Origin of the sequence: Microbacterium sp. MMO-10, assembly GCF_037148715.1 — a bacterium.
Classification (GTDB): Bacteria; Actinomycetota; Actinomycetes; order Actinomycetales; family Microbacteriaceae; genus Microbacterium.
The window spans coordinates 229688-253934 of record NZ_JBBCSV010000002.1 but is presented as its reverse complement, the minus strand read 5'-3'; the positions used below and the strand labels follow the sequence as shown (position 1 = coordinate 253934).

Genomic DNA, 24247 nt, shown 5'->3' with positions numbered 1-24247 from the left:
CTACACGAGGGAGGGTCGTCCATGGTGGCACCGATTCTACTGTCCCTCGGCGGCGGCGAAGCTGAACGGATGCCCGATCGCTCCCGTGCTCACCAGCTGACCGGCAGCGCCTTGCCCTCTTCATACCCCGCGGCCGACTGCAGTCCGACCAGCGCCCGCTCGTGGAACTCCGGGACGGACGAGGCGCCCGCGTAGGTGAACGAGGACCGCACCCCCGAGGTGATCATGTCGACCAGGTCCTCGACGCCGGGCCGGAGCGGATCCAGGTAGATCCTCGACGACGAGATGCCCTCGGCGAACAGCTCCTTGCGCGCCCGCTCGTAGGCGTCGAGGCGTCCGAAGCGCGCCTGCACGGCCTTGGTCGACGCCATCCCCCAGGACTCCTTGTAGATCCGCCCCTCGGCGTCCGTCTGCAGCTCGCCCGGAGCCTCGATCGTGCCCGCGAACCAGGAGCCGATCATCACCGACGCGGCGCCCGCGGCGAGCGCCAGGGCGACGTCGCGCGGATAGCGCACCCCGCCGTCCGCCCACACGTGCGCGCCCAGCTCCGCTGCGGCCTGCGCCGTCTCCAGCACGGCCGAGAACTGCGGGCGGCCGACCGCCGTCATCATGCGGGTGGTGCACATCGCACCGGGTCCCACGCCGACCTTGAGGATCGACGCGCCGGCATCGACGAGATCGCGCACGCCGTCCGCGGTGACGATGTTGCCCGCCACGATCGGGATGCCCAGCTCGAGCGCCGCCACCGTGCGCAGGGCGCGCAGCATGCCCTCCTGGTGGCCGTGCGCGGTGTCCACCACGAGCACGTCGACACCGGCGGCAGCCAGCGCCCTCGCCTTGGCCGCGACGTCGCCGTTGATGCCGACCGCCGCGGCGACCGCGAGGCGCCCCGACGCGTCGACCGCCGGGCGGTACAGAGTGGAGCGCAGCGCGCAGCGCGCGGTCTGCGTGCCGACGAGGTGACCGTGCTGCAGCACCGTCACCATCTCGGCGTCCACGGCCGTGATCGCGTCGAATGCGGCACGCGGGTCCGCCACGTCCTCGGCGTCCAGGGACGGGGTGTCCGCGCGGGTCAGGTCGCCCAGCTGCGCGTCGCGCAGCGCGGTCGCGAGCCGGGCGGCCGGGAGGATTCCGTGGATCGCGTCGATGTGCAGGCCGTCCGGACCGCCGGGCGCCTCCGCGACGACGATGCCGTGCCCGTCGGTCGCCGGCATCAGCCGCAGCGCGTCCTCCACGGTCGCGAGCGGCGAGAGCACGATCGGGGTGTCCCAGGCGACCGGCTGGCGCTTGACCCAGCGGATCGCCTCGTCCAGCTCCTGCAGCGGCATGTCCTGCGGGAGCACGCCGATGCCCCCGCGGCGGGCCAGGGTGGCGGCGAGCCGGGGGCCGGTCACGGAGTTCATGTTCGAGGACACCAGCGGGATGGTCGCGGGGGTCCCGTCCTGCGGCGCCAGATCCACCTGCAGGCGGCTCGTCACATCGGAGCGACGCGGCACCAGGAACACGTCGGAGTAGGTGAGATCGACCATCGGGAGTTCGCCGGAGAACTGCATGCTCTCAGGGTAGCCGTCCCCCGCCGGAACGCCTCGGGTTCCGGCGGGTGCCGGCTCGCCCGCCCTGCGGATCCGGAATGCCGTGATCCGGATCCGGAATGCCTCCCGTGACCGGGCCGTCGCGCGCCCATGTCGGCGACCGCGGAGCCCCGCAGACCCGTTAGGCTTGATACCCGGATGAGTGGCCATACCCGGAGATCACCGGGGACGGATCCCACCGCTTCAGCGACGAAAGAGGGCGATCGAGCGTGTCGAGCCAGGTGACCGGCGTCGGGACTTCTGGAGATGGAGAGTTCGGAGCCAATTCCTGGCTCGTCGACGAGCTGTACGAGCAGTTCAAGGTCGACCGCAACTCCGTCGACAAGGAGTGGTGGCCGGTTCTCGAGAACTACCGTCCGTCGGAAGCCGGATCCCCCGCCCCCGCCGCGTCGCCCGCACCGGCCGCGGCCGCCGAGGTCACGCACCCGGTGACGGCGCCGATCCCGGTGATCGGCCAGCAGCCGGTCGCCCGCACCACGACGAAGCCGGCCCGGCAGGCGCCGATCCCGGCACAGGCCCAGGACCGCACGGCCGCCGAGCCCGGCGCCGAGCAGCACGAGGACCTCGTGACGCCGCTGCGCGGCATGCCCAAGACCCTCGCCGCCAACATGGACGAGTCTCTGACCGTGCCCACCGCGACGAGCGTGCGCACCGTGCCGGCGAAGCTGATGATCGACAACCGGATCGTCATCAACAACCACATGTCCCGCACCCGCGGCGGCAAGGTCTCCTTCACGCACCTCATCGGCTGGGCGCTGATCCAGGCACTGAAGGAGTTCCCGAGCCAGAACGTGTACTACGCGGAGGTCGACGGCAAGCCGAGCGTGGTCGCACCCGCGCACGTCAACCTGGGCATCGCGATCGACATCCCCAAGCCCGACGGCACCCGCGCCCTCCTCGTCCCCTCGATCAAGCGCGCCGAGACGCTCACCTTCAGCGAGTACCTCTCCGCCTACGAGGACCTCATCGGGCGCGCCCGCGGCAACAAGCTGACGGCCGCCGACTTCCAGGGCACCACGCTCTCGCTCACCAACCCGGGCGGCATCGGCACCGTGCACTCGGTGCCGCGTCTGATGAAGGGCCAGGGCTGCATCATCGGCGCCGGCGCCCTCGAGTACCCGGCCGAGTTCCAGGGATCCAGCCAGAAGACGATCGACGTCCTCGGCATCGGCAAGACGATCACGCTCACCAGCACCTACGACCACCGGGTCATCCAGGGCGCCGGATCCGGCGAGTTCCTGAAGAAGGTGCACGAGCTCCTCATCGGCGAGCGCGGCTTCTACGAGGGCGTCTTCCGCGCGCTGCGCATCCCCTACGCTCCGATCCACTGGAGCAAGGACATCGCGGTCGACCTCGCCGAGCGCATCGACAAGACCGCACGCGTGCAGGAGCTCATCAACTCCTACCGGGTGCGCGGACATCTCATGGCCGACATCGACCCGCTCGAGTACGTGCAGCGCACGCACCCCGACCTCGAGATCGAGACCCACGGCCTGACGTTCTGGGACCTCGACCGAGAGTTCGTCACGAACGGCTTCGGCGGCCAGCGCCAGCTCAAGCTCCGCGAGATCCTCGGTGTCCTGCGCGACTCCTACTGCCGCACGATCGGCATCGAGTACATGCACATCCAGGATCCGGAGCAGCGCCGCTGGTTCCAGGACAAGGTCGAGGTCAAGTACGTCAAGCCCGGCCACGACGAGCAGCTGCGCGTGCTCAGCAAGCTCAACGAGGCCGAGGCCTTCGAGACCTTCCTGCAGACCAAGTACGTCGGCCAGAAGCGCTTCTCGCTCGAGGGCGCGGAGTCGCTCGTGCCGCTGCTCGACGAGATCCTGCAGGGCGCGGCCGGGGCGGGCCTCGACGGCGCCGCGATCGGCATGGCGCACCGAGGCCGGCTGAACGTGCTCGCGAACATCGCGGGCAAGACCTACGGTCAGGTCTTCCGCGAGTTCGAGGGCTCCATGCAGCCGGGCAACCAGCGCGGATCCGGCGACGTGAAGTACCACCTGGGCAAGGAGGGCACCTTCGTCGCCGACGACGGCGCCGAGCTGCCGATCCTCCTCGCGGCCAACCCGTCGCACCTGGAGACCGTGGACGGGGTGCTCGAGGGCATCACGCGGGCCAAGCAGGACCGCAAGCCGATCGGGACCTTCACCTGGCTGCCGATCCTCGTGCACGGCGACGCGGCCTTCGCCGGCCAGGGCGTCGTCGTGGAGACCCTGCAGATGTCGCAGCTGCGCGGCTACCGCACCGGCGGGACCGTGCACGTCGTGGTCAACAACCAGGTCGGCTTCACCACGCTGCCGAACGACTCGCGCACCTCCGTGTACGCGACCGACGTCGCCAAGACCATCCAGGCGCCCGTGCTGCACGTGAACGGCGACGACCCCGAGGCCGTGGTGCACGTCGCCCAGCTCGCCTTCGAGTACCGCGAGCGCTTCCACCGCGACATCGTGATCGACCTCGTCTGCTACCGCCGCCGCGGGCACAACGAGGGCGACGACCCGTCGATGACGCAGCCGCTGATGACCGACCTGATCCAGGCGAAGCGCTCCGTCCGCAGTCTGTACACGGACGCGCTCGTCGGCCGCGGCGACATCACCCAGGAAGAGTACGACCAGGCCAAGGCCGACTTCCAGAACCGCCTGGAGATCGCGTTCGCCGAGACGCACGCGGCGGAGACCGGCGCCACGCCGATCATGCCCGACCTTCCCCCGGTCGACGCGCAGACGGGATCCCTGGAGTTCTCCGGCGTGCCCGTCGAGGTCGTCCACCTCATCGGCGACGCGCACGCGAACAAGCCCGAGGGCTTCACCGTGCACCCGAAGCTGCAGCAGGCGATGGACAAGCGCGTCGACATGAGCCGCAACGGCGGGATCGACTGGGGCTTCGGCGAGCTGCTCGCCTTCGGGTCCCTGCTGGTCGAGGGCATCCCGGTGCGCCTCGCCGGCCAGGACTCCCGTCGCGGCACCTTCGTGCAGCGCCACGCCGTGCTGCACGACCGCGCGAACGGCCAGGAGTGGCTGCCGCTGGCGAACCTCTCCGACAACCAGGCCCGCTTCTTCGTGTACGACTCGCTGCTCAGCGAGTACGCCGCGCTCGGCTTCGAGTACGGCTACTCGGTGGAGCGTCCCGAGGCGCTGGTGCTCTGGGAGGCGCAGTTCGGCGACTTCGTCAACGGCGCGCAGTCAGTCATCGACGAGTACATCTCCGCGGCCGAGCAGAAGTGGGGCCAGCAGTCGAGCGTCGTGCTGCTGCTGCCGCACGGCTACGAGGGTCAGGGACCGGACCACTCCTCGGCGCGCATGGAGCGCTTCCTGCAGCTGTGCGCGCAGGACAACATGACGGTCGCGCGCCCGTCCACCCCGGCGAGCTACTTCCACCTGCTCCGCCGGCAGGCCTACGCGCGTCCGCGCCGACCGCTGATCGTCTTCACGCCGAAGGCCATGCTGCGTCTGCGCGGCGCGACCAGCCCGGTGGAGGACTTCACGCAGGGCCGGTTCGAGACGGTGATCGACGACAGCCGCGAGCTGGACCGGAACGCCGTCAAGCGCGTGATCTTCCACTCCGGCAAGGTGCACTGGGACCTGGTGTCGGAGCTCGAGAAGAACCCCAACCCCGAGGTCGCCCTGGTGCGGGTCGAGCAGCTCTACCCGGTGCCGCTGCGCGCCCTGAAGACCGTAGCCGACACGTACCCGAACGCCGAGATCGTCTGGGTCCAGGAGGAGCCGGAGAACCAGGGCGCCTGGCCGTTCCTCGCGCTGCACTTCCAGACCGTGCCGGGCCCGCGCGTCGTGCGCCCGATCACGCGCCCGGCCTCGGCCGCGCCGTCGACGGGTTCCTCGAAGGTGCACGCCGCGGAGCAGGCCGATCTGATCGCGCGGGCACTGACCCTCTGAGCCGCCCGCTCAGCCGTCCGACGCGGCGTCCCGGTTCTCCGGGGCGCCGCGTCGCCGTTTCCGGCCGCGGCGCACGAGGGTCACCGCGACGGCGATGACGGCGACCACGGCGGGCACCAGGAGCGCGGCGCCCGCGAGCAGGAGCAGCCCGATCGTGCACACCGAGGCGACCACGGCCATCCACCATCCGGGGGTGCGCCGCGGGAGGATCCTGATCGCGGCGATCATGCCGACCGTGTACACGGCGACCATGCTCGCCGTGTGGATGAGGATGAACGGCTGCAGGTCGAACCCCGTCGCCCAGGACACCGCGAAGTACGCGAGCACGAGCGTCATCGACAGCAGCAGCGCACGCCGGGGAACCGCGCCGGACTCGGCGCCGCGGGCGAACCACCGCGGCAGGTCGCCGTTCACGGCGAGCGACGCGCCGAGCTTGCCGAACGCCGCGAGGTAGACGTTGAGCACGCCGAGCGCCACGACCGCCGACACGACGCCGATGAGGGCCGGCGCCGCGCGCACACCGCCCGCCTCGGCGAGGTCCAGCAGCACGACGTCGCCGCGCCCCGATCGCTCCCCCAGCGCTCCGACCGTGACGATCTGCAGCGCCAGATAGCTCCCGCCCGCGAGCACCAGCGTGATCGCGGTCGCCAGCGGGATGGTGCGCCTCGGGCGGGCGAACTCGCCGGAGATGTGCGTGCCCACCTCCCAGCCCGCGAAGGCCCACACGAACATCACGATCGCCGTGCCGACGCCGCCCCAGCCGTGCGGCAGGAACGGCGTGAAGCTCTCCGGGCGCACGGCGGGCGCGGCGACCGCGACGACGATGACGACGATCGCGAGCAGCAGGCCGGTGAGCACGAGCTGGAGCCAGCCGGTGAGCCGCACCCCGAACAGGTTCGCGACGAACGGCACAACGAGGAATCCCAGGGCGAGCCACGGGATCGCCGCGCGGTCGATCCCGACGACGGTCGCGATGTACCGGGCGCCGAGGACGGCCACGACCGGGCCGCCCGCGGCCACGCCGAAGAGGAACCAGTAGCCCGTGGCCCGCGCCGCGGTGGGTCCGAGCGCGGTGCGCGCGTAGCTGGCGACGCCTCCGGGGTCGGGATGGCGCGCCGCGAGGGCGGCGAACGCGCCGGCGAGCGGCACGGCGAGCAGGGTGATGACCCCGACCGCGACGAGGCTGGCGGGGCCGGCGGTCGCGCTCGCGAGCCCGGGCAGCACCAGGAGCCCGGTGCCGAGCACGGACGCGAGATACAGGGCGATGCCCTGCGCGAGACCGAGCCCGGACGGCGCACCCGGCTGCGCGAGGCCGCCGAGATCGGTGCCGTCCGATCCCTCGGCGGGACGGAGTGCGGTCATGCCCTCACCCTAGGGAGGGGGCCGGACATTCAGTACCAGATGGTGAGCGCAGGCGCCGCGGCCGTGCCGAACGCGTCCTGGATCGACGCCGCCGCCTCCGCCGATGCGGAGATCCGCCCGGCGGCCCACAGCGCGATCGCGCTCACGCCGCCCAGGTACAGCGACGACAGCGCGTCGACCCCCAGCTCCACGTCCGGGGCGTCCCACGTCGCCTCCACGACCGCGTCGCCCTCCGCATCGACCCGCAGCCGCCAGGATCCCTCGGCGAGCCCGAGCGGATCCGTCACCCGCAGCACGAGATCGACCGGGGTGCGGTAGGCGCGCGCGGCGAGCGCCGCGGGGACGTCCAGGATCCGGAGCCAGCCGTGGTCGTGGACGGTCGTCTGCACGGCGCGCTGGTCGGCGACGAGCCAGGGCAGCGGATCGTCCAGCGGACGCAGGTCGGCGTGCACCGTGCGGATCAGATCGTGGTTCAGCGCGAAGGCCCAGAGGGCGCGCAGCGCCTCCGGGGTCTCTGCGTCGAGGTGGCGGATCGCGAGATCGGCGCCGAACTCGTCGGGGAGCATGTCGAGCGTGTAGGCCAGCACACCCCGGGTCACCCCGTCGGCGTCGACGGCCCTCACTCCGCGGACTGCCCGGGACCGCTCGTCCCCCGGCGTGAGCCCCGCCATGCGCAGCCAGCGCAGCGGCCACCCCGGGACATCGCCGGCCCGGCTGAGACGGGCGCGCTCGTGCACCTCGTCGAGGGCCGTCCTGAGGGCCTCCGGCTCGAGGTACTCGACCGTCGGGAGTGCGTCTGTCACCGGCAGCCGGATGCCGCCGGCGCGCCGGGCGTCGACGCGCAGGTGCGCGACCGGGATCGCGGGGCCGAAGCCGTAGCGCCCGTAGATCGTCGCCTCGGTGGCCGTGAGCCCCGCGATGGGAACGCCCGCGGCGGCCGCGGCGCGCAGCTCGCCCTCCAGGAGGTTGCGCGCGATGCCGCGCCGACGGTGGGTGGCCGCGACCGTGACGATGCTGATCGCCCACATGTCCACGTGCGCGCCGGGAGCGCCCGGCACCGTCATGGGCGTCACCCAGGAGTCGACGGTCGCGACCGGGAGCTCGATCCCCGGGGCGTAGACGCCGATGTTGCGCCGGCGCGCCATCATCTCGCCCATCAGGCGGATCGCGTCGTCGTCGGGCTCCTTGTCCAGGAAGCCCCTCGCGTCGGCACGGGCGAACCCGCGCAGCTGCGCCGGATCCGCCACATCGACCACGCGGTAGTCGAGCTGGGACGCGCTCAGCCGCTCCCGCGAGAGCGGGTCGACGGGGATGTCACGGGCGTCGAGGTCTGCCATGACCTCAGCCTAACCACGGCCGACGACGCGGCGCCGGCCTCCCGGCGCGGTGGGATGCGTCAGTGCGCGGCGGCCTGCACGGCCCGCAGGCGGGCGAGCACCTGATCGCGCAGCTCCTCGGGCGCGGTCTCCTTGCACGCTCGCGACACGACCTCGGTCAGCGTGGTGGCGACCAGCGCCTCCTCGGCGCAGGACGGGCAGTTGTCGAGATGCTCGCGGATGTCGGAATGCTCCGTCTTGCACATCTCGTTGCGGAGGTACTCCTCCAGTTCCTGCCGCGCCTTGGCGCATCCGCAGTCCGTCATTTCGTGCTCCTCGTGCCGGCCGCGGCGATGCCTCGCTCCGCGGCGTAGTCCGCCAGCAGCTCCCGCAGCATGCGTCGCCCGCGGTGCAGGCGGCTCATGACGGTGCCGATGGGGGTCTTCATGATGTCGGCGATCTCCTGGTAGGCGAAGCCCTCGACGTCCGCGAGGTACACCGCCAGCCGGAAGTCCTCCGGGACCGCCTGCAGCGCCTCCTTGACCACGGACGCGGGCATGCGGTCGATCGCCTCGGCCTCGGCCGAGCGGCTGTGCGAGGCCGTGGTCGACTCGGCGCCGCCGAGCTGCCAGTCCTCGAGCTCGTCGATCGTGCCCTGATAGGGCTCGCGCTGCCGTTTGCGATAGATGTTGATATAGGTGTTCGTCAGGATCCGGTAGAGCCACGCCTTCAGGTTGGTGCCCTGAGTGAAGCTCGACCACGAGGCGAACGCCTTCACGAAGGTCTCCTGCACGAGGTCCGCGGCATCGGCCGGATTGCGCGTCATGCGCATGGCGGCGGCGTAGAGCTGATCCATGAAGGGGATCGCCTGCTCCTCGAATTCCCGGCGCGCGGAAGACTCCGCGTCCGGCTGCGCGTCCAGCGGTGCCTGATCGTTCATCGCCAGCCAGTCTAGGCCGAAGACCTCCCGGGGCACCCGCTCGAGCGTCGCCAGCATGAACCCGTCCTTCTCCGTCTTCCCGCGGCCTCCGATCGGAGCCCTTCAGTAGGGTAGGAACCGATGAGCGCTTCGACGTATTCCCCCGCACCCCGCGGCCGCTGGATCGCGCCCCAGGCCACCGGCGCCGTGGACGCCCGGCTGCACGTGCCGGGATCCAAGTCGCTCACGAACAGGGAGCTCGTCCTGGCGGCGATCGCCGACGGCCCGGGGCTCGTCACCGCTCCCCTGCACTCCGACGACTCCGCACGCATGATCGACGCCCTGCGCGGCCTCGGGGTCGGCGTCGAGGAGCAGCCGGGATCGGGCGGGTTCGGGCCCGACCTGAGGATCTCCCCCGCGCGTCTGCGCGGCGGCGCGACGATCGACTGCGGCCAGGCCGGCACCGTCATGCGCTTCATCGCCCCGCTCGCCGGGCTCGCGGACGGCGACGTGCTGATCACCGCGCACGAGACCGCGCTGCACCGTCCGATGGGTGCGATGATCCACGCACTGCGCGACCTCGGTGTCGACGTCGAGGACCACGGCAGCTGGTCGCTGCCGTTCACGATCCGCGGGCGGGGCCACATCCGCGGGGGCCGCGTGGAGATCGACGCCTCCGCGTCCAGCCAGTTCGTCTCGGGCCTGCTGCTCGCCGCGCCCCGCTTCGACGTGGGCCTGCACCTGGTGCACACCGGCGCCCGGCTGCCCAGCATGCCGCACATCGACATGACGGTCGAGACGCTGACCCGACGCGGCATCAAGGTCTCCCGGCCGGCCCCGGGCGAATGGATGGTCGAGGCCGGCGTGCCGCGCGCCCGCGAGATCGCGATCGAGCCCGATCTCTCCAACGCGGCCCCCTTCCTGGCCGCGGCTCTCGTCCTCGGCGGCGAGGTCTCGATCTCGGGCTGGCCCGCCCGGTCCACGCAGCCCGGGGCACTGCTGCCGGAGCTGCTCACCCCCCTCGGTGCCGAGATCCACCGCGCGGGCGACGTGCTCACGGTGCGCGGCACCGGCGCGATCCGCGGTGGCGAGTTCGACCTGTCCGAGGCAGGCGAGCTCGCCCCCACCTTCGTCGGGCTGGCCGCCCTGGCCGACGGGCCGACCACGATCACCGGGATCGGGCACATCCGGCTGCACGAGACCGACCGGATCGCCGCGCTCGCCGGCAACCTGCGCGCCCTGGGCGGCGAGGCGGAGGAGCTCGAGGACGGCATCCGGATCCTTCCCCGCGCCCTCCGCGGCGGCACCTGGCCGGCCCATCACGACCACCGCATGGCGACGACCGGAGCGCTCATCGGCCTGCGCGTGCCCGGCGTCGAGATCGACGAGATCGGCACCACCGCGAAGACCCTGCCCGAGTTCACCCAGCTGTGGACCCGCCTGCTGGCCGCTCCCGCGACGAGGAGCGAGACCGCGTGAGCTGGCTGGACGACGACGGCGACGACGAGCTCGACGACTTCGACGAGTCGCAGATCCGGACGCGTCCGAATCCGAAGGCCAACCGGCCGCGCACCAAGCGCCGTCCCGCGCACGCGGACGCCGAGGTCGGACGCGTGCTGGGCGTGGACCGCGGACGCTACGCCGTGCTCCTCGGCGAGGGGACCGACGACGAGCGCACCATCACCGCGGCACGCGCGCGCGAGCTGCGCCGCACCCCGATCGTCACGGGCGACGCCGCGCGCGTGGTCGGAGACCTCACCGGCGAGGAGGGCACGCTCGGCAGGATCGTCGGAATACTCGACCGCTCCTCGCTGCTGCGTCGCAGCGCGGACGACACCGATCAGGTGGAGCGCGTCATCGTCGCGAACGCTGACCAGATGCTCATCGTGGTCGCCGCGGCGGATCCTGAGCCGCGTGAGCGGCTCGTGGACCGCTACCTCGTCGCGGCGCTCGACGCCGGGATCCGCCCGCTGCTCGTCGTCACCAAGACGGACCTGGCCGATCCTTCCGAGTTCCTGAAGCACTTCGACGGCCTCGATCTGCAGGTCTTCACGAGCGCTCAGGGCGAGATGCCCGTCGACGAGATCGGGGCGGCGCTCATCGGGCACTCCACGGTGTTCGTCGGGCACTCCGGAGTCGGCAAGTCCACGCTCGTCAACGCCCTCGTCCCGGGCGCCGGGCGTGCGACGGGCCCCGTGAACGAGGTGACCGGGCGAGGCAGGCACACCTCCTCCTCGACGGTGTCGCTGCGCTACATCGCCCCGGAGCTCAGCCCCGGCACGCCCCTCGGCTCGGGCTGGGTCATCGACACCCCCGGCGTGCGGTCGTTCGGGCTCGGTCACGTGGATCCGCAGAACATCCTGGCGGCGTTCACCGAGCTCGCGATGATCGCCGAGAACTGCCCGCGCGGCTGCACGCACCGTGCGGACGCCGAGGACTGCGCGCTGAACGAGGCGGCCGCCGACGGCGCCCTCGGGGACGCGGGGCTGGCGCGGCTGGAGTCGCTGCAGCGGCTGCTCGCGACCTTCGCCGACAAGCTCTGACGGCCGACGCCCGGCGCCCGGGCCCCGTGCCCTGTGTCCCGTGCCCCGTCGACCCGACAACTGACCGCGAGACCGAACCTGCGTCGCGAGACCGCGTGATTCCGCCTCGGTCTCGCGACGCAGGTTCGGTCTCGCGGTTGGTGGATCCGGGTAGCCTGGACGGGTGACTGAGCAGCGCCTCGAACCCGGAAACACCGCCCCCGACTTCACCCTGCAGGATCAGGACGGCGCGTCCGTCTCCCTGCACGACCTGCGCGGCAGGAAGGTGATCCTGTACTTCTACCCGGCGGCGATGACGCCGGGCTGCACGACCGAGGCCTGCGACTTCCGCGACAGCCTGTCGTCGCTGCAGAGCGCGGGGTACGCCGTCCTCGGCGTCTCCCGCGACGAGGTCGCGAAGCTGAAGAAGTTCGCCGAGCGCGACGGGCTGTCCTTCCCCCTGCTCAGCGACGCCGACCTCGCCGTGCACCGCGCCTACGGGGTGTGGGGCGAGAAGAAGAACTACGGCAAGGTCGTCCAGGGCGTCATCCGCTCGACCTTCGTCATCGACGAGGACGGGGTCGTCGAGCACGCGCTGTACAACGTCAAGGCCACGGGCCACGTGGCCCGGATCCGCAAGCTGGTCGGGCTCGCCGCCTGACCGCGCCGCTCAGTCCTGCGCGGCGTCGCCATGCCCGCGGGCCTCGGCCCCGGCGCGGCGCGTCAGCAGGAACAGCATCACGACGCCGAGCGCGGCGGGGATCAGCAGGGCCAGCACGAACGTCGTCGGGAACGGCCGGATGCCCACGGCGCTGAGCGCGACCGCGATCGCGAGGATCTGCACCACCATGCCCCCGCTGCGCCCGAAGGAGCGCTCCCGCAGCACGCCGTAGGCGAGCGCGCCCAGCCCGACGGCCCCGACCGCGCTGAGCCCGATGAGACCGAGCGCCGACGGCAGCGAGGTCGCAGTGCCGGAGCTCAGGCCGAACACCTCGACGAGCGTGACGACGAGCAGGGCGAGCGCCTCCAGGGCGAGCAGAGTCGCGGCGGCGATGGTCAGTCTCGACGGGCGCATACGGACTCCTGGGGATCATCGGGGGCGACAGCGGTTCGCTCGCGGTTCCCCTGCCGTTCACACCCGGTCCAGAAAAACCTTGATCGTTCGCCTTTCATGTAAGAGAATAGATCACAGCCATGTGCTCCCACAGCGGCGTGGGGCGAGCAACTGCTCGCATCACCAATGGGCGTCGGCCCCCGAACGCCGCCTACGAATTCCGGGCACGCGAACCTCGCGCACCCACGACATTTCCACACTGAGGAGCCCCCATGGATTGGCGCGACAAGGCCGCCTGTCTCACCGTCGACCCCGAGCTGTTCTTCCCCGTCGGGAACACCGGTCCGGCCGTCGATCAGATCGAGAAGGCGAAGGCCGTGTGCGCCCGGTGCACCGTCACCGAGGTCTGCCTGCAGTACGCCCTCGAGTCCAGCCAGGACTCGGGCGTCTGGGGAGGACTCAGCGAGGACGAGCGCCGCGCTCTCAAGCGCCGCGCCGCCCGCGCCCGCCGCGCCGGCTGATCCGCCGCGCCCGCGGACCGAGCCACAGGGCAGCCGAGGGCCTCGGCTCGTTCCGCCGTCGCGGGCCCGCTGCGCCCGTGAGCCCCGTCTCGACTCAGCCGTTCACCCAGCGCATCGGGATGTCGATCGTCACGGTCGTGCCCTCGCCGTCGGAGCCCTCCCACACGATCGTGCCGCCGAGCTCGCCCTGGATCAGCGTGCGGATGATCTGCGTGCCGAGCCCCTGACCGATCCGACCCTCCGGCAGGCCGTGCCCGGTGTCGCGGACGATCACCCTCAGGTTCTCGTCGGTGCGCTGCGCCTCGATCGTGACGAGGCCCTCCTGACCGGCCAGCCCGTGCTCGACCGCATTCGTGACGACCTCGGTGAGGGCGAGCGCGAGCGGCGTCGCGTACTCGCTCGGCAACACGCCGAAGCGCCCGGTCGACTGGGTGCGCGCCCGCGTGTTGGGCGCCGACGCCACCTCGGCCACGAGCTTGAGCACGCGCGCGAAGACCTCGTCGAAGTCGACCTTCTGCGCCAGCCCCCCGGCGAGCGTGTCGTGGACGACCGCGATCGACTCCACCCGGCGCATGGCCTGGGTGAGCGCGTCCCGCGCCTCCTCCGAGTGGGTGCGCCGGGCCTGGATCCGCAGCAGCGACGCGACGGTCTGCAGGTTGTTCTTGACGCGATGGTGGATCTCGCGGATCGTCGCGTCCTTCGTGATGAGCTCCTGCTCCTGGTGGCGCAGCTCCGACACGTCGCGGCAGAGCACGATCGCGCCGATCCGCGTGCCGTGGTCCTTGAGCGGGATCGCCCGCAGGGACACGGTGACCCCCCGCGCCTCCACGTCGGTGCGCCACGGCGCGCGTCCCGTCACCACCACGGGCAGGGACTCGTCGACCTGACGGGACGGCGGGATGATCCGCGTCGTGACCTCGACGAGCGACTCCCCCTCGAGCTCCTCGTCGAAGCCCATCCGGTTGAACGCGCTCAGGGCGTTCGGGCTCGCGAAGGTCACGACGCCGTCCACGTCGATGCGGATGAGACCGTCCGACGCTCTCGGGGCGCCGCGGCGCGGTGAGGTCGGCGCGGAGAGGTCGGGGAACTCGCCCACCGAGATCATGCCGAACAGGTCGTCGGCGGCCTCGTTGAAGGTGATCTGCTGACGGGAGGGCGTGCGCGCCTCGCCGAGGTTCGTGTGCCGGGTGAGCACGCCGATCGGCCGCGCCCCCTCGCCGTCCCTGCCGCGGACGCGCACGATCGGCACGGCGCGCACCCGGGTCGGCGTCTCCTCGAACCAGTCCGGGTTGGCGGAGTCGACGATCTCCGCGGTGTCGAAGGCGCCCTGCACCTGGGTGCGCCACTGCGGCCGCACCCGCTCCCCCACGATGTCCCGGTAGAACAGCGTCGCCGCGCCGCTCGGGCGCGTGTGCGCGACGGCGATGAAGGAGCCCTCGGCCGTCGCGATCCAGATCACGATGTCGGCGGAGGCGAGGTCGGCCAGCAGCTGTCCGTCGCCGGCGAGACGATGCAGCCACTCGACGTCTTCGTCGTCGAGGCAGCCCTGGGCCTGGGCGAGATCACTGAGAGTCGACACCCTGACAGCCTAAGGTGTGGACGAACGCGCTCCCTCCGCGCGACGCCCCGCGCGCGGAGGGCGGTCAGAGGATCGCCAGCGACGTGGCCCGCCAGCGCCGGTCCAGCCCCTCCAGGCGCACGGCCACCGCGCGCGTGCGCCCCGGCGTCTGCACGATCAGCGTCGCCTCGACGACGCCGTCGGCGGGCTCGGACACGTGCGTGGAGAGGATCCGGAAGACGGGACGAGCCGGAGCGACGCCGCGCGCACTGCGCGCCCGGGCGGAGAGGTTCGCTCGCGCCGTCAACGCCACGAAGGCCTCCTCCGTGAGCCAGCGCGCGAGCTGGTCGGTCTCCCGCACACCCGCGAGGACCTCGAGCACGCCGCGCGTCAGGCTCTGCAGCAGCGGGGTCGGATCCGGCAGGTCCGCGGTCGGCGTCGGCTGCCGCGCGAAGTCCTCGAACGTCACCATCGGCGTCCCCCCTCGGCACTCGAACATGGCGTGTCTGGCATTCGAGCACATCGGCGCACGGCTCGGGCGACGGCCGGCGAGGAATGTGGATAACCCGTACGCGGCGCGCGGCAGCCGCCTACGCTCGTCGCTATGGAATGGGATCGGCTCTTCGAGGATCTCGAGGATCAGATCGCCTCGGGGTGGGAGGCCGAGCGCGCGGCGCTCGACGCCGAGGCGGAGCGGCTGCGGATCGCGCGGCTCGATCTGCGCACCCGGCTCGGGGCGCTCGCCGACGAGGGGACCACGGTGACCGCGGTGCTCGCCGATGCGACGCGCGTGCACGGACGGCTGCGCGCGGTCGGTGCGGACTGGATCGCCGTGCAGCCGCAGGAAGGGGCCGGGCTGGCCCTGCTGCCCGCGCACGCCGTGGAACTGTGGTCGCTCGATCACGGGGCGCTCCTGTCCAGCGTCGGCGCCGCGCCGCTCTCCCCGCTCCGGGAGCGCATGACCTTCGGCTTCGTCGTGCGCGACCTCGCCCGACGCCGCGGCGGCGTCACCCTGCGCACACGCTCCGGGACGCTGCTGACGGGGACGATCGACCGGGCGGGAGCCGACCACCTCGACCTGGCGCTGCACGACGCCGGCGCCCCTCGCCGGGCACGCGCGGTCACGGGTTTCCGCATGGTGCCGTTCGCGTCCGTGCTCATGATCGGCGCCGACGCACCGGCGAGCGGGCCGGCCTGAGCACGACGCCCCGGGCTACTCCCCCCGGCGGAGCGGCGGACCCCACAGCTCGGGGAAGCTCGCCGCGTTCGCCTGCCGCCACAGCGCCCGGCGCCGGGCGTCCTCGGCCTGCTCCGCGAGGTAGTCGGAGATCGAGTCCTCCTCGACCCTCCAGGCGCCGGGGTCGCCGAGCCTGGCACCGCGGAGCCGCCCCTGCAGGATCAGCTCGACGACCTCGTCCGCCTGCACGCCGAGCAGCTCGGCGACCTGGGCGGGAGCGAGATGGCGCGGTGCAGCAGCGGATGCGTCGGGCATGCACCCATTGTGCTCCGCGCACGCCCGTGGATGATGCACCACCCGGGGCTGTGGACAACTTCTCCGGCGCGGATCCGGAATCTGTGACCATGTCCCCATGCGCACCCCACGAACAGGCCGACGCCCTTGGACCGATCTGCGATTCTTCATCGGCCTCCTGCTGATCGTGCTCTCCGTCGCCGGGGTGTGGCTGGCCGTCGGCGCGGCGCGGCAGACCAGCCCTGTCCTGCAGGCGGCGCGCACGATCGTGCCCGGCGAGCCGCTCACCTCCGCCGACGTGCGCGTGGTCGAGGTGATGCTGGGGACCGCGCGGACCGGCTATCTCACGCCGGCCACGCTCCAACCGGGTCTCATCGCGACCCGCACGATCGCCGAGGGCGAGCTCGTGCCGTCCTCCGCCGCGGCCGACGCGGATCAGGGGCGCACGACGTCGGTGGTCGTGCGCAGCACCGTGCCGGTCCCGGCGTCCGTCGAGACCGGCACGGTCGTGGAGGTGTGGGCAGCCGACCCGCGAGACGACGGGAAGGGCTTCGCGGAGCCCCGCGTGCTGCTCTCCGACGCCGTCGTCGCCTCCGTCGGCCGCGACGACGGGCCGCTCTCGGCGAATGCGACCACGCTCGAGCTCGTCGTCAGCCGGAGCACGGTCGGCGAGGTCCTCACCGCGCTCACCGGCGGAGCCTCGCTCTCGGTGGTCCCGGTCGGAGCCCGCTCGTGACCGCGGTGGTGCTGGCGGTCGCCCGCGAGAGAGCCGATGCGCTCGCCGACGAGCTGGAGCTCGCAGGCATCGAGGTGGTCTCGCGGCTCACGCCCGAGCGGGCGGCCGGACTCGCGCCGCACGCGGAGGAGCTGCGCGCCGCGGACGCGCTGCTGATCCCCGCGGACCGCGCCTGGCTCAGCGGAGCGCTGCGCGACGCCTGCGATCGCGCGGGTGTGCGGATCCTGACGCTCGGCGACGGCCCGACCGCCGCACGGATCGCCCGACGGCACGGCCTCGGCGCACCGCTGCCCGCCTCCGCGAGCGGCTGGGATGTCGCCGATGCGCTGCTGCCGCGCGACGACGGCGGCTCCCTCCGGGATGCGGCGGATGCCGCGGATCCGCCCGCGAGCCGTCTCATCGCCGTCTGGGGCCCGCACGGCGCGCCGGGACGCAGCACGGTGGCCGTGCAGCTGGCGGCGCTCCTCGCGGCGCCCGACCGCGGTGTCTCCCTCGTCGACGCCGACACGCACGCGCCCGCGATCGCCCTTCTGCTGGGTCTCACCGACGACGGCCCGGGGATCGCCGCGGCCTGCCGTCGCGCAGAGCTCGGGCTCCTCGACGCGGCGGAGCTCAGCCGCCTCGCGACTCCGGTCGAGACCGCGGCAGGCGCCGTCGACGTGCTGGTCGGGATCAACCGTCCCGCGCGCTGGCCCGAGCTCACCGCACCCCGGCTGCACGGCGCTCTCGAGGCGTGCCGGCAGTGGAGCGCGGTCACCGTGGTCGACGTCGCCGCCTCGCTCGAGGCCGACGAGGAGATCGTCAGCGACCTCGAGGGTCTGCGACGCAACACCGCGACGCTGACGGCGCTGCGCTGCGCCGACCGCATCGTCGCCGTCGCCTCGGCCGACCCGCTCGGCATCGCCCGCTTCGTCCGCGGCTACGCCGAGCTGCGGGCCGAGATCGGCGAGGCGCCGGTCACGGTCGCCGTCAACAAGGTGCGCCCCGGCCCGCTCGGCATCGATGCGCGCGGTCAGATCCGGCGGGCGCTGGACCGGTTCTCCGGGATCCGCGACGTGCACTTCCTGCCCTTCGACCCGCGCGCTCTCGACGCGGCCGCGCTGCACGCCCGCCCCGTCGCCGATGTGTCGGGGCGGGCGGCCTTCACGGTCTCGATGCGATCGCTGGCGGCGGCGCTGCTGCGCGACGAGCAGCCCCCCGCCGTGACGCGCAGAGCGCGACGCCGCGGGGCCGCCACTGCGTGATCCGCAACGGGATCACTGCCGATAGCTCGCGAGGAAGTTGCCCAGACGCTCGATCGCCTCGGTGATCACCCGGGGCTCCGGCAGCGTGACGACGCGCAGATGGTCCGGCGTCGGCCAGTTGAACCCGGTGCCCTGCACGAGCAGGATCCGCTCCGCGACGAGCAGGTCGTAGATGAGCTTCGCGTCGTCGTGGATCTCGTGCACCTCGGGGTCGAGGCGGGGGAACGCGTACAGCGCGCCGGCGGGCCGCACGCAGCTCACTCCGGGGATGGCGGACAGCCCTTCCCAGGCGGCATCGCGCTGCAGATGCAGCCGGCCGCTGGGGGCGATCAGCGACTCGATCGACTGCACCCCGCCGAGCGCCGCCTGCACCGCGTGCTGCGCCGGCACATTCGGGCAGAGCCGGGTCGAGGCGAGCAGCGTGATGCCCTCGATGAACCCCTTCGCATGCTGCTGCGGGCCGGTGATGACGAGCCAGCCCGAGCGGTAGCCGGCCACGCGGTAGGTCTTGGAGAGCCCGTTGAAGGTCAGGCAGAGCAGGTCGGGGGCAAGGGTCGCGGTGGGGATGTGCTGCGCGTCGTCGAAGAGGATCCGGTCGTAGATCTCATCCGAGAGCAGCAGCAGGTCGTTCTCGCGCGCCACCTGCACGATGCCCTGGAGCACCTCGCGCGAGTACACGGCGCCCGTGGGGTTGTTCGGGTTGATGATGACGATGGCCTTGGTGCGCGGGGTCACCTTGGAACGCAGATCCTCCAGATCCGGGTTCCACCCGTTCTCCTCGTCGCAGAGGTAGTGCACCGGGGTGCCGCCGGCGAGGCTGGTCATCGCGGTCCACAGCGGATAGTCCGGGGCGGGGATGAGCACCTCGTCGCCCTCGTCCAGCAGCGCCTGCATGGTCATGGTGATGAGTTCCGAGACGCCGTTGCCGAGGTAGACGTCCTCGGGATCGACGAGCGGGAATCCCTCGACCTGCTCGTAGCGGCTGACCACCGCCCGGCGGGCCGAGACGATGCCCTTGCTCTCGCTGTAGCCGTGGGCGCCGGGCAGCGTCGCGAGCATGTCGCGCACGATCTGCTGGGGAGCCTCGAAGCCGAAGATGGCGGGGTTGCCCGTGTTCAGCTTGAGCACCGAGTGACCTGCCGCCTCCAGCCGCGCCGCCTCGACCAGCGCGTTGCCGCGGATCTCGTAGAGGACGTTCTTCAGCTTGGACGACTGGTCGAAGGTACGTGGCATCTCGAAAGCCTATCCGCCGATCGATGCCCTGCCGTGCACACCGGGGCGCCGAAAGGGCCACGCACCGTCGATTGGACCGCGCCGGAGCGACCGGCCTTCACGCCCTGGCGCGGCGCGCTTCGACATGAGCGATGCGTGCCCGTCGGCTGCTCTCCACGTGGGCGGCGGCGAGGGCCGCCGCGCGCTCGCCGTCGCGCGCCTTGATCGCCTCGAAGAGCTCGCCGTGCTCCTCGCTGAAGTGCTGCAGATCGTCGTGCTGCGAGAGCGCCCAGCGCAACCGGCTGCGGATGCCCTTCATCATGTCGCTCAGCAGCTGGTTCTCCGCGAGGTCCGTGACGATCTCGTGGAAGTCGGCCGCGGCCCGACGGGATCCGATCCCGTCGCCGACGCGCGCACCGCTCTGCTCGGTCTCGATCGACTGCTGCAGGCGCGCCAGCCCGTCCCGCCGGTACCGTTCGGCGGCCAGCCGGAACGCCAGGGGCTCGAGCACGGCGCGCACCTCGTCGAGATCGGCGAGATCCGCGTCCGTGAACTCGCGCACCACCGCCCAGGTGTGCGGACGCAGTTCGACGAGTCCCTCCGCCACGAGCACCTTGAGCGCATCGCGCACCGGCACCCGGCTCACGCCGAACTCGGTCGCGAGGTCGCGCTCGATCAATCGGCTGCCGGGGGCCCGCACCCCGTCGAGGATCGCGTCGCGCAGCCACACCGCGATCCTCGTGGATTCGAGCTGACGTTCTTCCGTGCTGGTCACGGGCCTATTCTTCCATCGAGAGTCGCGCCCTCCGCGACCATGGTGCGGCGACGGCGCGCCGGTCAGCCCGCCGGGGACTCGACCCAGCGGATCCCCTCCTTGAGCGAGGGCACGATCTCGGTGCCGATCGTGCGGGCGAGAAGGTCGTCCAGTCGGTCGAGGGGTCCGATGAGCGCGCGGCCGCCGGCCCGCGCGACACGGATCGCGGCGTCGATCTTCGGCTGCATCGACCCTTCGGCGAAGGCCATCGCCGCCACGGCGTCCGCCGACGCGGTGTGGATGTCGCGCTGCTCCGGCGTGCCCCAGTTCTCGCTGACGTAGTCCCCGTCGGTCAGCATGATCAGGGTGTCGGCCTGGATGTCCTCGGCGAGCGCGGCGCTGGCCAGGTCCTTGTCCACGACCGCCTGCACGCCGATGTGGCGCCCCCGGGAGTCGATGCGCACGGGCACCCCTCCGCCGCCGACGCAGACCGCGAGGCTGCCGGCTTCGAGCAGGCGGCGGATCAGCGGAGCCTGCACGATCGAGAGCGGCTGAGGCGAGGGCACGACCCGACGGAAGGCGTTCCCGTCCTTGGCGATCGTCCAGCGGTACTCCGCGGCGGCCTCGGCGGCGTCGTGCGCGGAGTACTGCGGGCCGATCAGCTTCGTGGGTCGCACGAAGGCGGGGTCGCTCTCGTCGACGACGGTCGTCGTGATGATGCCGGCGACCTCGCGCTCGCCGGCGAGCGCGTTGGAGAGCTCCTGCTGCACGACGTACCCGATCATGCCCTGGGTCTCGGCCCCGAGGATGTCCAGCGGATAGGCGGCGACGTCCTGATAGGCGAGGTTCTGCAGCGCGAGCAGGCCGACCTGCGGTCCGTTGCCGTGCGTGATGACGACCTCGTTGTCACGGGCGAAGGGCGCCAGCGCCTCGCACGCCGCCTTCACGTTGGCGCGCAGGTATTCGGCCGTCATCGGCTCGCCCCGACGGGCGAGGGCGTTGCCCCCGAGTGCGACTACGACACGCATCTGGTTTCTCCCTCATGCTGAGGCCGCGGACGCGACCGGTAGGTGATTCAGGAATGGTACTCCATTTCAAACAATGGTATACACGAGAGAGAACATGTGACCATCCTCCGACGCCGTGGACCACGGCCCGCGGAGATCCCGGAGAGAACACGATGCCCCCCGTCGCCACCCCCGTCGCCGTGCGCGCGCTCAGCTGGGACGCTGCACTCGAGGACACGCTCCCGAGCGGCGAGGACGGAGCATCGCTCCGTTCGGTGCTCACCCGCGTCCGCCCGGTGCCGCAGGCGGCGTCCGCTCCGCTCCACCGGGTGCACTCCGTGCACCGCCGAGCCGTGAACCTGCACATCGCCGATGAGCTCGTGGCGCTCGTCTCCCCCGAGCTCGACGACGCGCCGGCCACGGTGCGGGTCCCCGTCCACGACTGGACGACGCTGCCGGTGCAGCCCGGGGACGAGGTGTGGATCGGATCCGACGGACTGCGGATCGAGACGGCGCTCGGTCCGATCGCGGTCCTCACCGCTCCCGCCCACCCCTGGCGCCCCGACGACGTCTGCCTCTGCAGCCTGTCGCCCGCGCAGCTGCGACGCGCGGACGAGATCATCGGCCGCACCCCGGCGCCCTCTGCGCTGACCGCGTTCGGCCGGATCGCGGCCCCGCTGCTGGCCGAGCACGCCGACGCCCTCGAGACGGCCCTGCGGCACGGCGATCCCTCCGGGATCACGCAGGCGGCGATCCCTCTCCTCGGCCTCGGCGAAGGCCTCACGCCGTCCGGGGACGACGTCCTCACGGGCGTCGCGTTCCTGAGCGCTCAGCGCGGGATGCGACTGCACGCCGCCCGGGCCTCCCTCGCCGCCGCCGTCGACCGTGCGGGCGCTGCGCGGACGACGCCGCTGAGCACGGCGACCATCCGGCACGCCCTGCGCGCCCGCGCCCCGCAGCGACTGCACGCCCTCGTCCAGGCGCTGCGCGACGACGACGCCGTGCGCCTCGGCAGCGCCGCCGCGCACGTCGCGGCGATCGGACACACCTCCGGGTCGGACATGCTCACGGGCGTTCGCCTGGCTCTGCGCACCGAGGCGGCCCTGCGCACCGCACCCCTCCCCGCGACGCCGGCGTCCGGGAACGTCCCCAAGGAGCACGTGTGATGACCAAGACAGCACCCGCGGAGAGCAGCACCTCGGAGTTCGAGCACGAACCCGTGCCGCAGAGTCACCGGAAGTCGCTCTTCACGGTCTCGGCCGTGTGGTTCGGCTTCCCCATGATCCTCACGAACGCCGTCCCCGGCGGTCTCGTCGTCGCGATGCTGGGATTCTGGCCGGGCGTCGGCGCGATCCTCACCGCGAACGCGATCATGTTCGTCTACGTGAGCCTGCTCAGCTGGCGTGCCGGCCGCACCGGCAAGAGCTTCTCGCTGCAGGCGACGGAGACCTTCGGCACCGCCGGCTATGCGATCGCCTCCGGGTTCCTGTCCACCGTCGTCGTGGGATGGTTCGCCTTCAATACCGGCGCCACCGGAGACAGCCTGAGCACCGCGTTCGGCTGGAACGAGACCCTGATCGCGGGGCTCGCCGGCCTCGTCTTCATCGCGGTGACCTACCTCGGCATCCGTGCCCTGTCCGTGCTCGGATCCATCGCCGCGCCGCTGTTCATCGCGGCCGTCATCATCGCGATCACCATCGCGGCGCAGAACCACGACTTCTCGGCCGTGTTCGGCTACCACGGCGTCGGCGGCGGGTCGATGTCGTTCGGCGTCGCGGTCACCGCGATCATGGCCACCTTCGCCGACTCCGGCACGATGACCGCCGACTTCACGCGCTGGGCGCGCAACGGCAAGGAGGCCGTGATCGCCACGGTCACCGCGTTCCCCGTGGCGAGCCTGGTCGCGCAGCTCAGCGGTGCACTGTTCGTCGCCGCCGGCGCGATCGCCGAGCCCGCCGTCAACGGCGGCAACTTCGCACCGATCCTCACGAGCACCCGCAACCCGCTGCTCGATGTGTTCCTGCTCCTGTTCGTCGTGATCAACCTCGGATCCGTCTGCACGCACTGCCTCTACAACGGCGCCCTGGGCTGGTCGCATCTGACGCGTTCGAAGATGCGGGTGCTGACGCTGATCCTCGGGGTCATCGGCACTCTCGTCGCCGTGCTCGGCGCGTGGCACTACTTCGTGAACTGGCTCGTCCTGCTGGGCGTGCTGGTGCCTCCGCTGGGCGCCGTGCTCATCGCCGATCAGATCATCCTCGCGAAGCGCAACGCGGGTCGCGCGCCGCAGCGGTTCCGCCTCACCGCGCTGCTGGCCTGGGCCATCGGTGCCGGCGCGGCGCTGCTCTCGCACTTCTTCGCGCCTGTGCTGAGCGACGCCGTCGTCGGTCTGGTCGTGGGCTGCCTCGCCTATCTCGCCCTCGAGCAGATCCCCCGCTCGCAGGCCCCTCTCGCAAAGGAGACGAACCGATGACCGCTTCGATCGGCGCCGATGAGCGCTACCTCGCGGCAGCGGCGTCCGGCGACCTGGACGGCGTCCGCGCCGCCCTCGCCGACGGCGCGGACAAGGACGCGCAGGACCGCGAGGAGGCCTCGGCCATCCTGCACGCGGCACGCGGCGGTCACCTGGCCGTCGTGCGCGCTCTCATCGCAGAGGGAGTCGACATCGATGCGCAGGATCAGACCTGCTCCAACCCGTTCCTGTACGGATGCATCAACGACGACCTCGAGCTCGTGCGGACCATGGCCGAAGCGGGCGCCGACCTCAAGCGGCTGACCCGGATGGGCGGGAACGGGCTCACCCCCTCGGCGGAGAAGGGCCATCTCGAGGTGGTCCGCTTTCTGCTCGAGAACACCCGCATCAACGTCAACCTCACCAACAACCTGGGCTGGACGGCCCTGATCGAGACGATCATCCTCGGCGACGGCGGATCCGTGCGCCAGCAGATCGTCGAGCTGCTGCTCGCGCACGGCGCCAAGCCCGGGATGCCCGATCCGTGGGGCGTCTCTCCCGCCGACCTGGCCCGCGAACGCGGATACGACGAGATCGTCGCGATCCTCGAGCGTCCCCGCGCCTGAGACCC

At 72.0% G+C, this 24247-nt stretch carries 23 protein-coding genes; 11 read left to right on the top strand and 12 right to left on the bottom strand.

Annotation, left to right across the window (positions count from 1 at the left end; translation table 11 throughout):
• Positions 1-89 precede the first annotated feature (89 nt).
• Positions 90-1553, bottom strand: a complete 1464-nt coding sequence (locus WFJ17_RS05575; RefSeq protein WP_336647887.1) for a GuaB1 family IMP dehydrogenase-related protein — start codon at positions 1551-1553, stop codon at positions 90-92.
• Between the two features lie 248 nt (positions 1554-1801).
• Here WFJ17_RS05575 and WFJ17_RS05570 point away from each other — a divergent pair, with 248 nt between their 5' ends.
• Positions 1802-5488 carry a multifunctional oxoglutarate decarboxylase/oxoglutarate dehydrogenase thiamine pyrophosphate-binding subunit/dihydrolipoyllysine-residue succinyltransferase subunit gene (locus WFJ17_RS05570; RefSeq protein ID WP_336647886.1) on the top strand — a complete coding sequence of 1229 codons (3687 nt, stop codon included), beginning with the start codon at positions 1802-1804 and terminating at the stop codon, positions 5486-5488.
• A 9-nt stretch (positions 5489-5497) separates the two neighbouring features.
• Here the strand turns inward: WFJ17_RS05570 and WFJ17_RS05565 are convergent, their stop codons facing one another.
• From WFJ17_RS05565 to WFJ17_RS05550, 4 genes are read right to left on the bottom strand one after another with little or no spacing between them, the layout of a single operon-like run.
• A complete protein-coding gene (locus tag WFJ17_RS05565; RefSeq protein ID WP_251444878.1) occupies positions 5498-6850 on the bottom strand; it encodes an APC family permease in 1353 nt (450 codons plus the stop codon).
• A 29-nt stretch (positions 6851-6879) separates the two neighbouring features.
• Entirely contained in the window at positions 6880-8187 is a 1308-nt protein-coding gene (locus tag WFJ17_RS05560) for a GNAT family N-acetyltransferase (RefSeq protein ID WP_336647885.1), read from the bottom strand.
• Between the two features lie 59 nt (positions 8188-8246).
• Positions 8247-8492, bottom strand: a complete 246-nt coding sequence (gene rsrA, locus WFJ17_RS05555) for a mycothiol system anti-sigma-R factor (RefSeq protein WP_336647884.1) — start codon at positions 8490-8492, stop codon at positions 8247-8249.
• On the bottom strand, positions 8489-9163 hold the full coding sequence (locus tag WFJ17_RS05550; protein ID WP_442927965.1) for a sigma-70 family RNA polymerase sigma factor: 675 nt from the start codon (positions 9161-9163) through the stop codon (positions 8489-8491). Before WFJ17_RS05550 ends, rsrA begins: the two co-directional genes overlap by 4 nt.
• 63 nt (positions 9164-9226) lie before the next feature.
• Between WFJ17_RS05550 and aroA the strand changes: the two genes are divergently transcribed.
• The 3 genes from aroA (at position 9227) to bcp (ending at position 12268) form a co-directional block, all read left to right on the top strand.
• Entirely contained in the window at positions 9227-10564 is a 1338-nt protein-coding gene (gene aroA / locus WFJ17_RS05545) for a 3-phosphoshikimate 1-carboxyvinyltransferase (RefSeq protein ID WP_336647883.1), read from the top strand.
• The gene (gene rsgA / locus WFJ17_RS05540) at positions 10561-11628 is read left to right on the top strand and encodes a ribosome small subunit-dependent GTPase A (protein ID WP_336647882.1); all 1068 of its coding nucleotides are present in this window, start codon (positions 10561-10563) and stop codon (positions 11626-11628) included. The genes aroA and rsgA overlap by 4 nt, the downstream gene beginning before the upstream one ends.
• Positions 11629-11791: 163 nt before the next feature.
• Complete coding sequence (gene bcp, locus WFJ17_RS05535; RefSeq protein WP_251444893.1) at positions 11792-12268, top strand: thioredoxin-dependent thiol peroxidase; 477 nt, start codon at positions 11792-11794, stop codon at positions 12266-12268.
• A gap of 9 nt (positions 12269-12277) precedes the next feature.
• Here bcp and WFJ17_RS05530 read toward each other — a convergent pair whose 3' ends face one another.
• On the bottom strand, positions 12278-12682 hold the full coding sequence (locus tag WFJ17_RS05530; RefSeq protein WP_251444896.1) for a hypothetical protein: 405 nt from the start codon (positions 12680-12682) through the stop codon (positions 12278-12280).
• Between the two features lie 251 nt (positions 12683-12933).
• Between WFJ17_RS05530 and WFJ17_RS05525 the strand changes: the two genes are divergently transcribed.
• Positions 12934-13182: a WhiB family transcriptional regulator gene (locus WFJ17_RS05525; protein WP_045249333.1), complete on the top strand. Its 249-nt coding sequence runs from the start codon at positions 12934-12936 to the stop codon at positions 13180-13182.
• A gap of 94 nt (positions 13183-13276) precedes the next feature.
• Here the strand turns inward: WFJ17_RS05525 and WFJ17_RS05520 are convergent, their stop codons facing one another.
• Together WFJ17_RS05520 and WFJ17_RS05515 are read right to left on the bottom strand one after the other, a co-directional pair.
• Positions 13277-14761 carry a sensor histidine kinase gene (locus WFJ17_RS05520; protein WP_251444899.1) on the bottom strand — a complete coding sequence of 495 codons (1485 nt, stop codon included), beginning with the start codon at positions 14759-14761 and terminating at the stop codon, positions 13277-13279.
• Between the two features lie 64 nt (positions 14762-14825).
• A complete protein-coding gene (locus tag WFJ17_RS05515) occupies positions 14826-15212 on the bottom strand; it encodes an Rv3235 family protein (RefSeq protein ID WP_251444902.1) in 387 nt (128 codons plus the stop codon).
• A 132-nt stretch (positions 15213-15344) separates the two neighbouring features.
• Between WFJ17_RS05515 and WFJ17_RS05510 the strand changes: the two genes are divergently transcribed.
• Positions 15345-15938: a hypothetical protein gene (locus WFJ17_RS05510; protein WP_336647880.1), complete on the top strand. Its 594-nt coding sequence runs from the start codon at positions 15345-15347 to the stop codon at positions 15936-15938.
• Between the two features lie 15 nt (positions 15939-15953).
• Here WFJ17_RS05510 and WFJ17_RS05505 read toward each other — a convergent pair whose 3' ends face one another.
• A complete protein-coding gene (locus WFJ17_RS05505; RefSeq protein WP_251444910.1) occupies positions 15954-16232 on the bottom strand; it encodes a helix-turn-helix domain-containing protein in 279 nt (92 codons plus the stop codon).
• Positions 16233-16329: 97 nt separating this feature from the next.
• Between WFJ17_RS05505 and WFJ17_RS05500 the strand changes: the two genes are divergently transcribed.
• Positions 16330-16947, top strand: a complete 618-nt coding sequence (locus tag WFJ17_RS05500) for an SAF domain-containing protein (RefSeq protein ID WP_251444913.1) — start codon at positions 16330-16332, stop codon at positions 16945-16947.
• A complete protein-coding gene (locus WFJ17_RS05495; RefSeq protein ID WP_336647879.1) occupies positions 16944-18191 on the top strand; it encodes an AAA family ATPase in 1248 nt (415 codons plus the stop codon). The genes WFJ17_RS05500 and WFJ17_RS05495 overlap by 4 nt, the downstream gene beginning before the upstream one ends.
• Before the next feature lie 12 nt (positions 18192-18203).
• Here WFJ17_RS05495 and WFJ17_RS05490 read toward each other — a convergent pair whose 3' ends face one another.
• From WFJ17_RS05490 to WFJ17_RS05480, 3 genes are all read right to left on the bottom strand, one after another.
• A complete protein-coding gene (locus WFJ17_RS05490) occupies positions 18204-19424 on the bottom strand; it encodes a pyridoxal phosphate-dependent aminotransferase (protein ID WP_251444920.1) in 1221 nt (406 codons plus the stop codon).
• 97 nt (positions 19425-19521) lie between these two features.
• Positions 19522-20178 carry a GntR family transcriptional regulator gene (locus tag WFJ17_RS05485; RefSeq protein ID WP_251444923.1) on the bottom strand — a complete coding sequence of 219 codons (657 nt, stop codon included), beginning with the start codon at positions 20176-20178 and terminating at the stop codon, positions 19522-19524.
• Positions 20179-20240: 62 nt separating this feature from the next.
• Positions 20241-21185, bottom strand: coding sequence for a carbamate kinase (locus tag WFJ17_RS05480; RefSeq protein WP_251444926.1), 945 nt, complete (start codon positions 21183-21185; stop codon positions 20241-20243).
• 152 nt (positions 21186-21337) lie between these two features.
• Between WFJ17_RS05480 and WFJ17_RS05475 the strand changes: the two genes are divergently transcribed.
• From WFJ17_RS05475 to WFJ17_RS05465, 3 genes are read left to right on the top strand one after another with little or no spacing between them, the layout of a single operon-like run.
• Positions 21338-22330 carry a DUF2877 domain-containing protein gene (locus WFJ17_RS05475; protein WP_336647878.1) on the top strand — a complete coding sequence of 331 codons (993 nt, stop codon included), beginning with the start codon at positions 21338-21340 and terminating at the stop codon, positions 22328-22330.
• Positions 22330-23637 carry a cytosine permease gene (locus WFJ17_RS05470; RefSeq protein WP_336647877.1) on the top strand — a complete coding sequence of 436 codons (1308 nt, stop codon included), beginning with the start codon at positions 22330-22332 and terminating at the stop codon, positions 23635-23637. Before WFJ17_RS05475 ends, WFJ17_RS05470 begins: the two co-directional genes overlap by 1 nt.
• Positions 23634-24242 (top strand): ankyrin repeat domain-containing protein, encoded by a 609-nt coding sequence (locus WFJ17_RS05465; protein WP_251444934.1) that lies wholly within the window; start codon positions 23634-23636, stop codon positions 24240-24242. The genes WFJ17_RS05470 and WFJ17_RS05465 overlap by 4 nt, the downstream gene beginning before the upstream one ends.
• Positions 24243-24247: the final 5 nt, after the last annotated feature.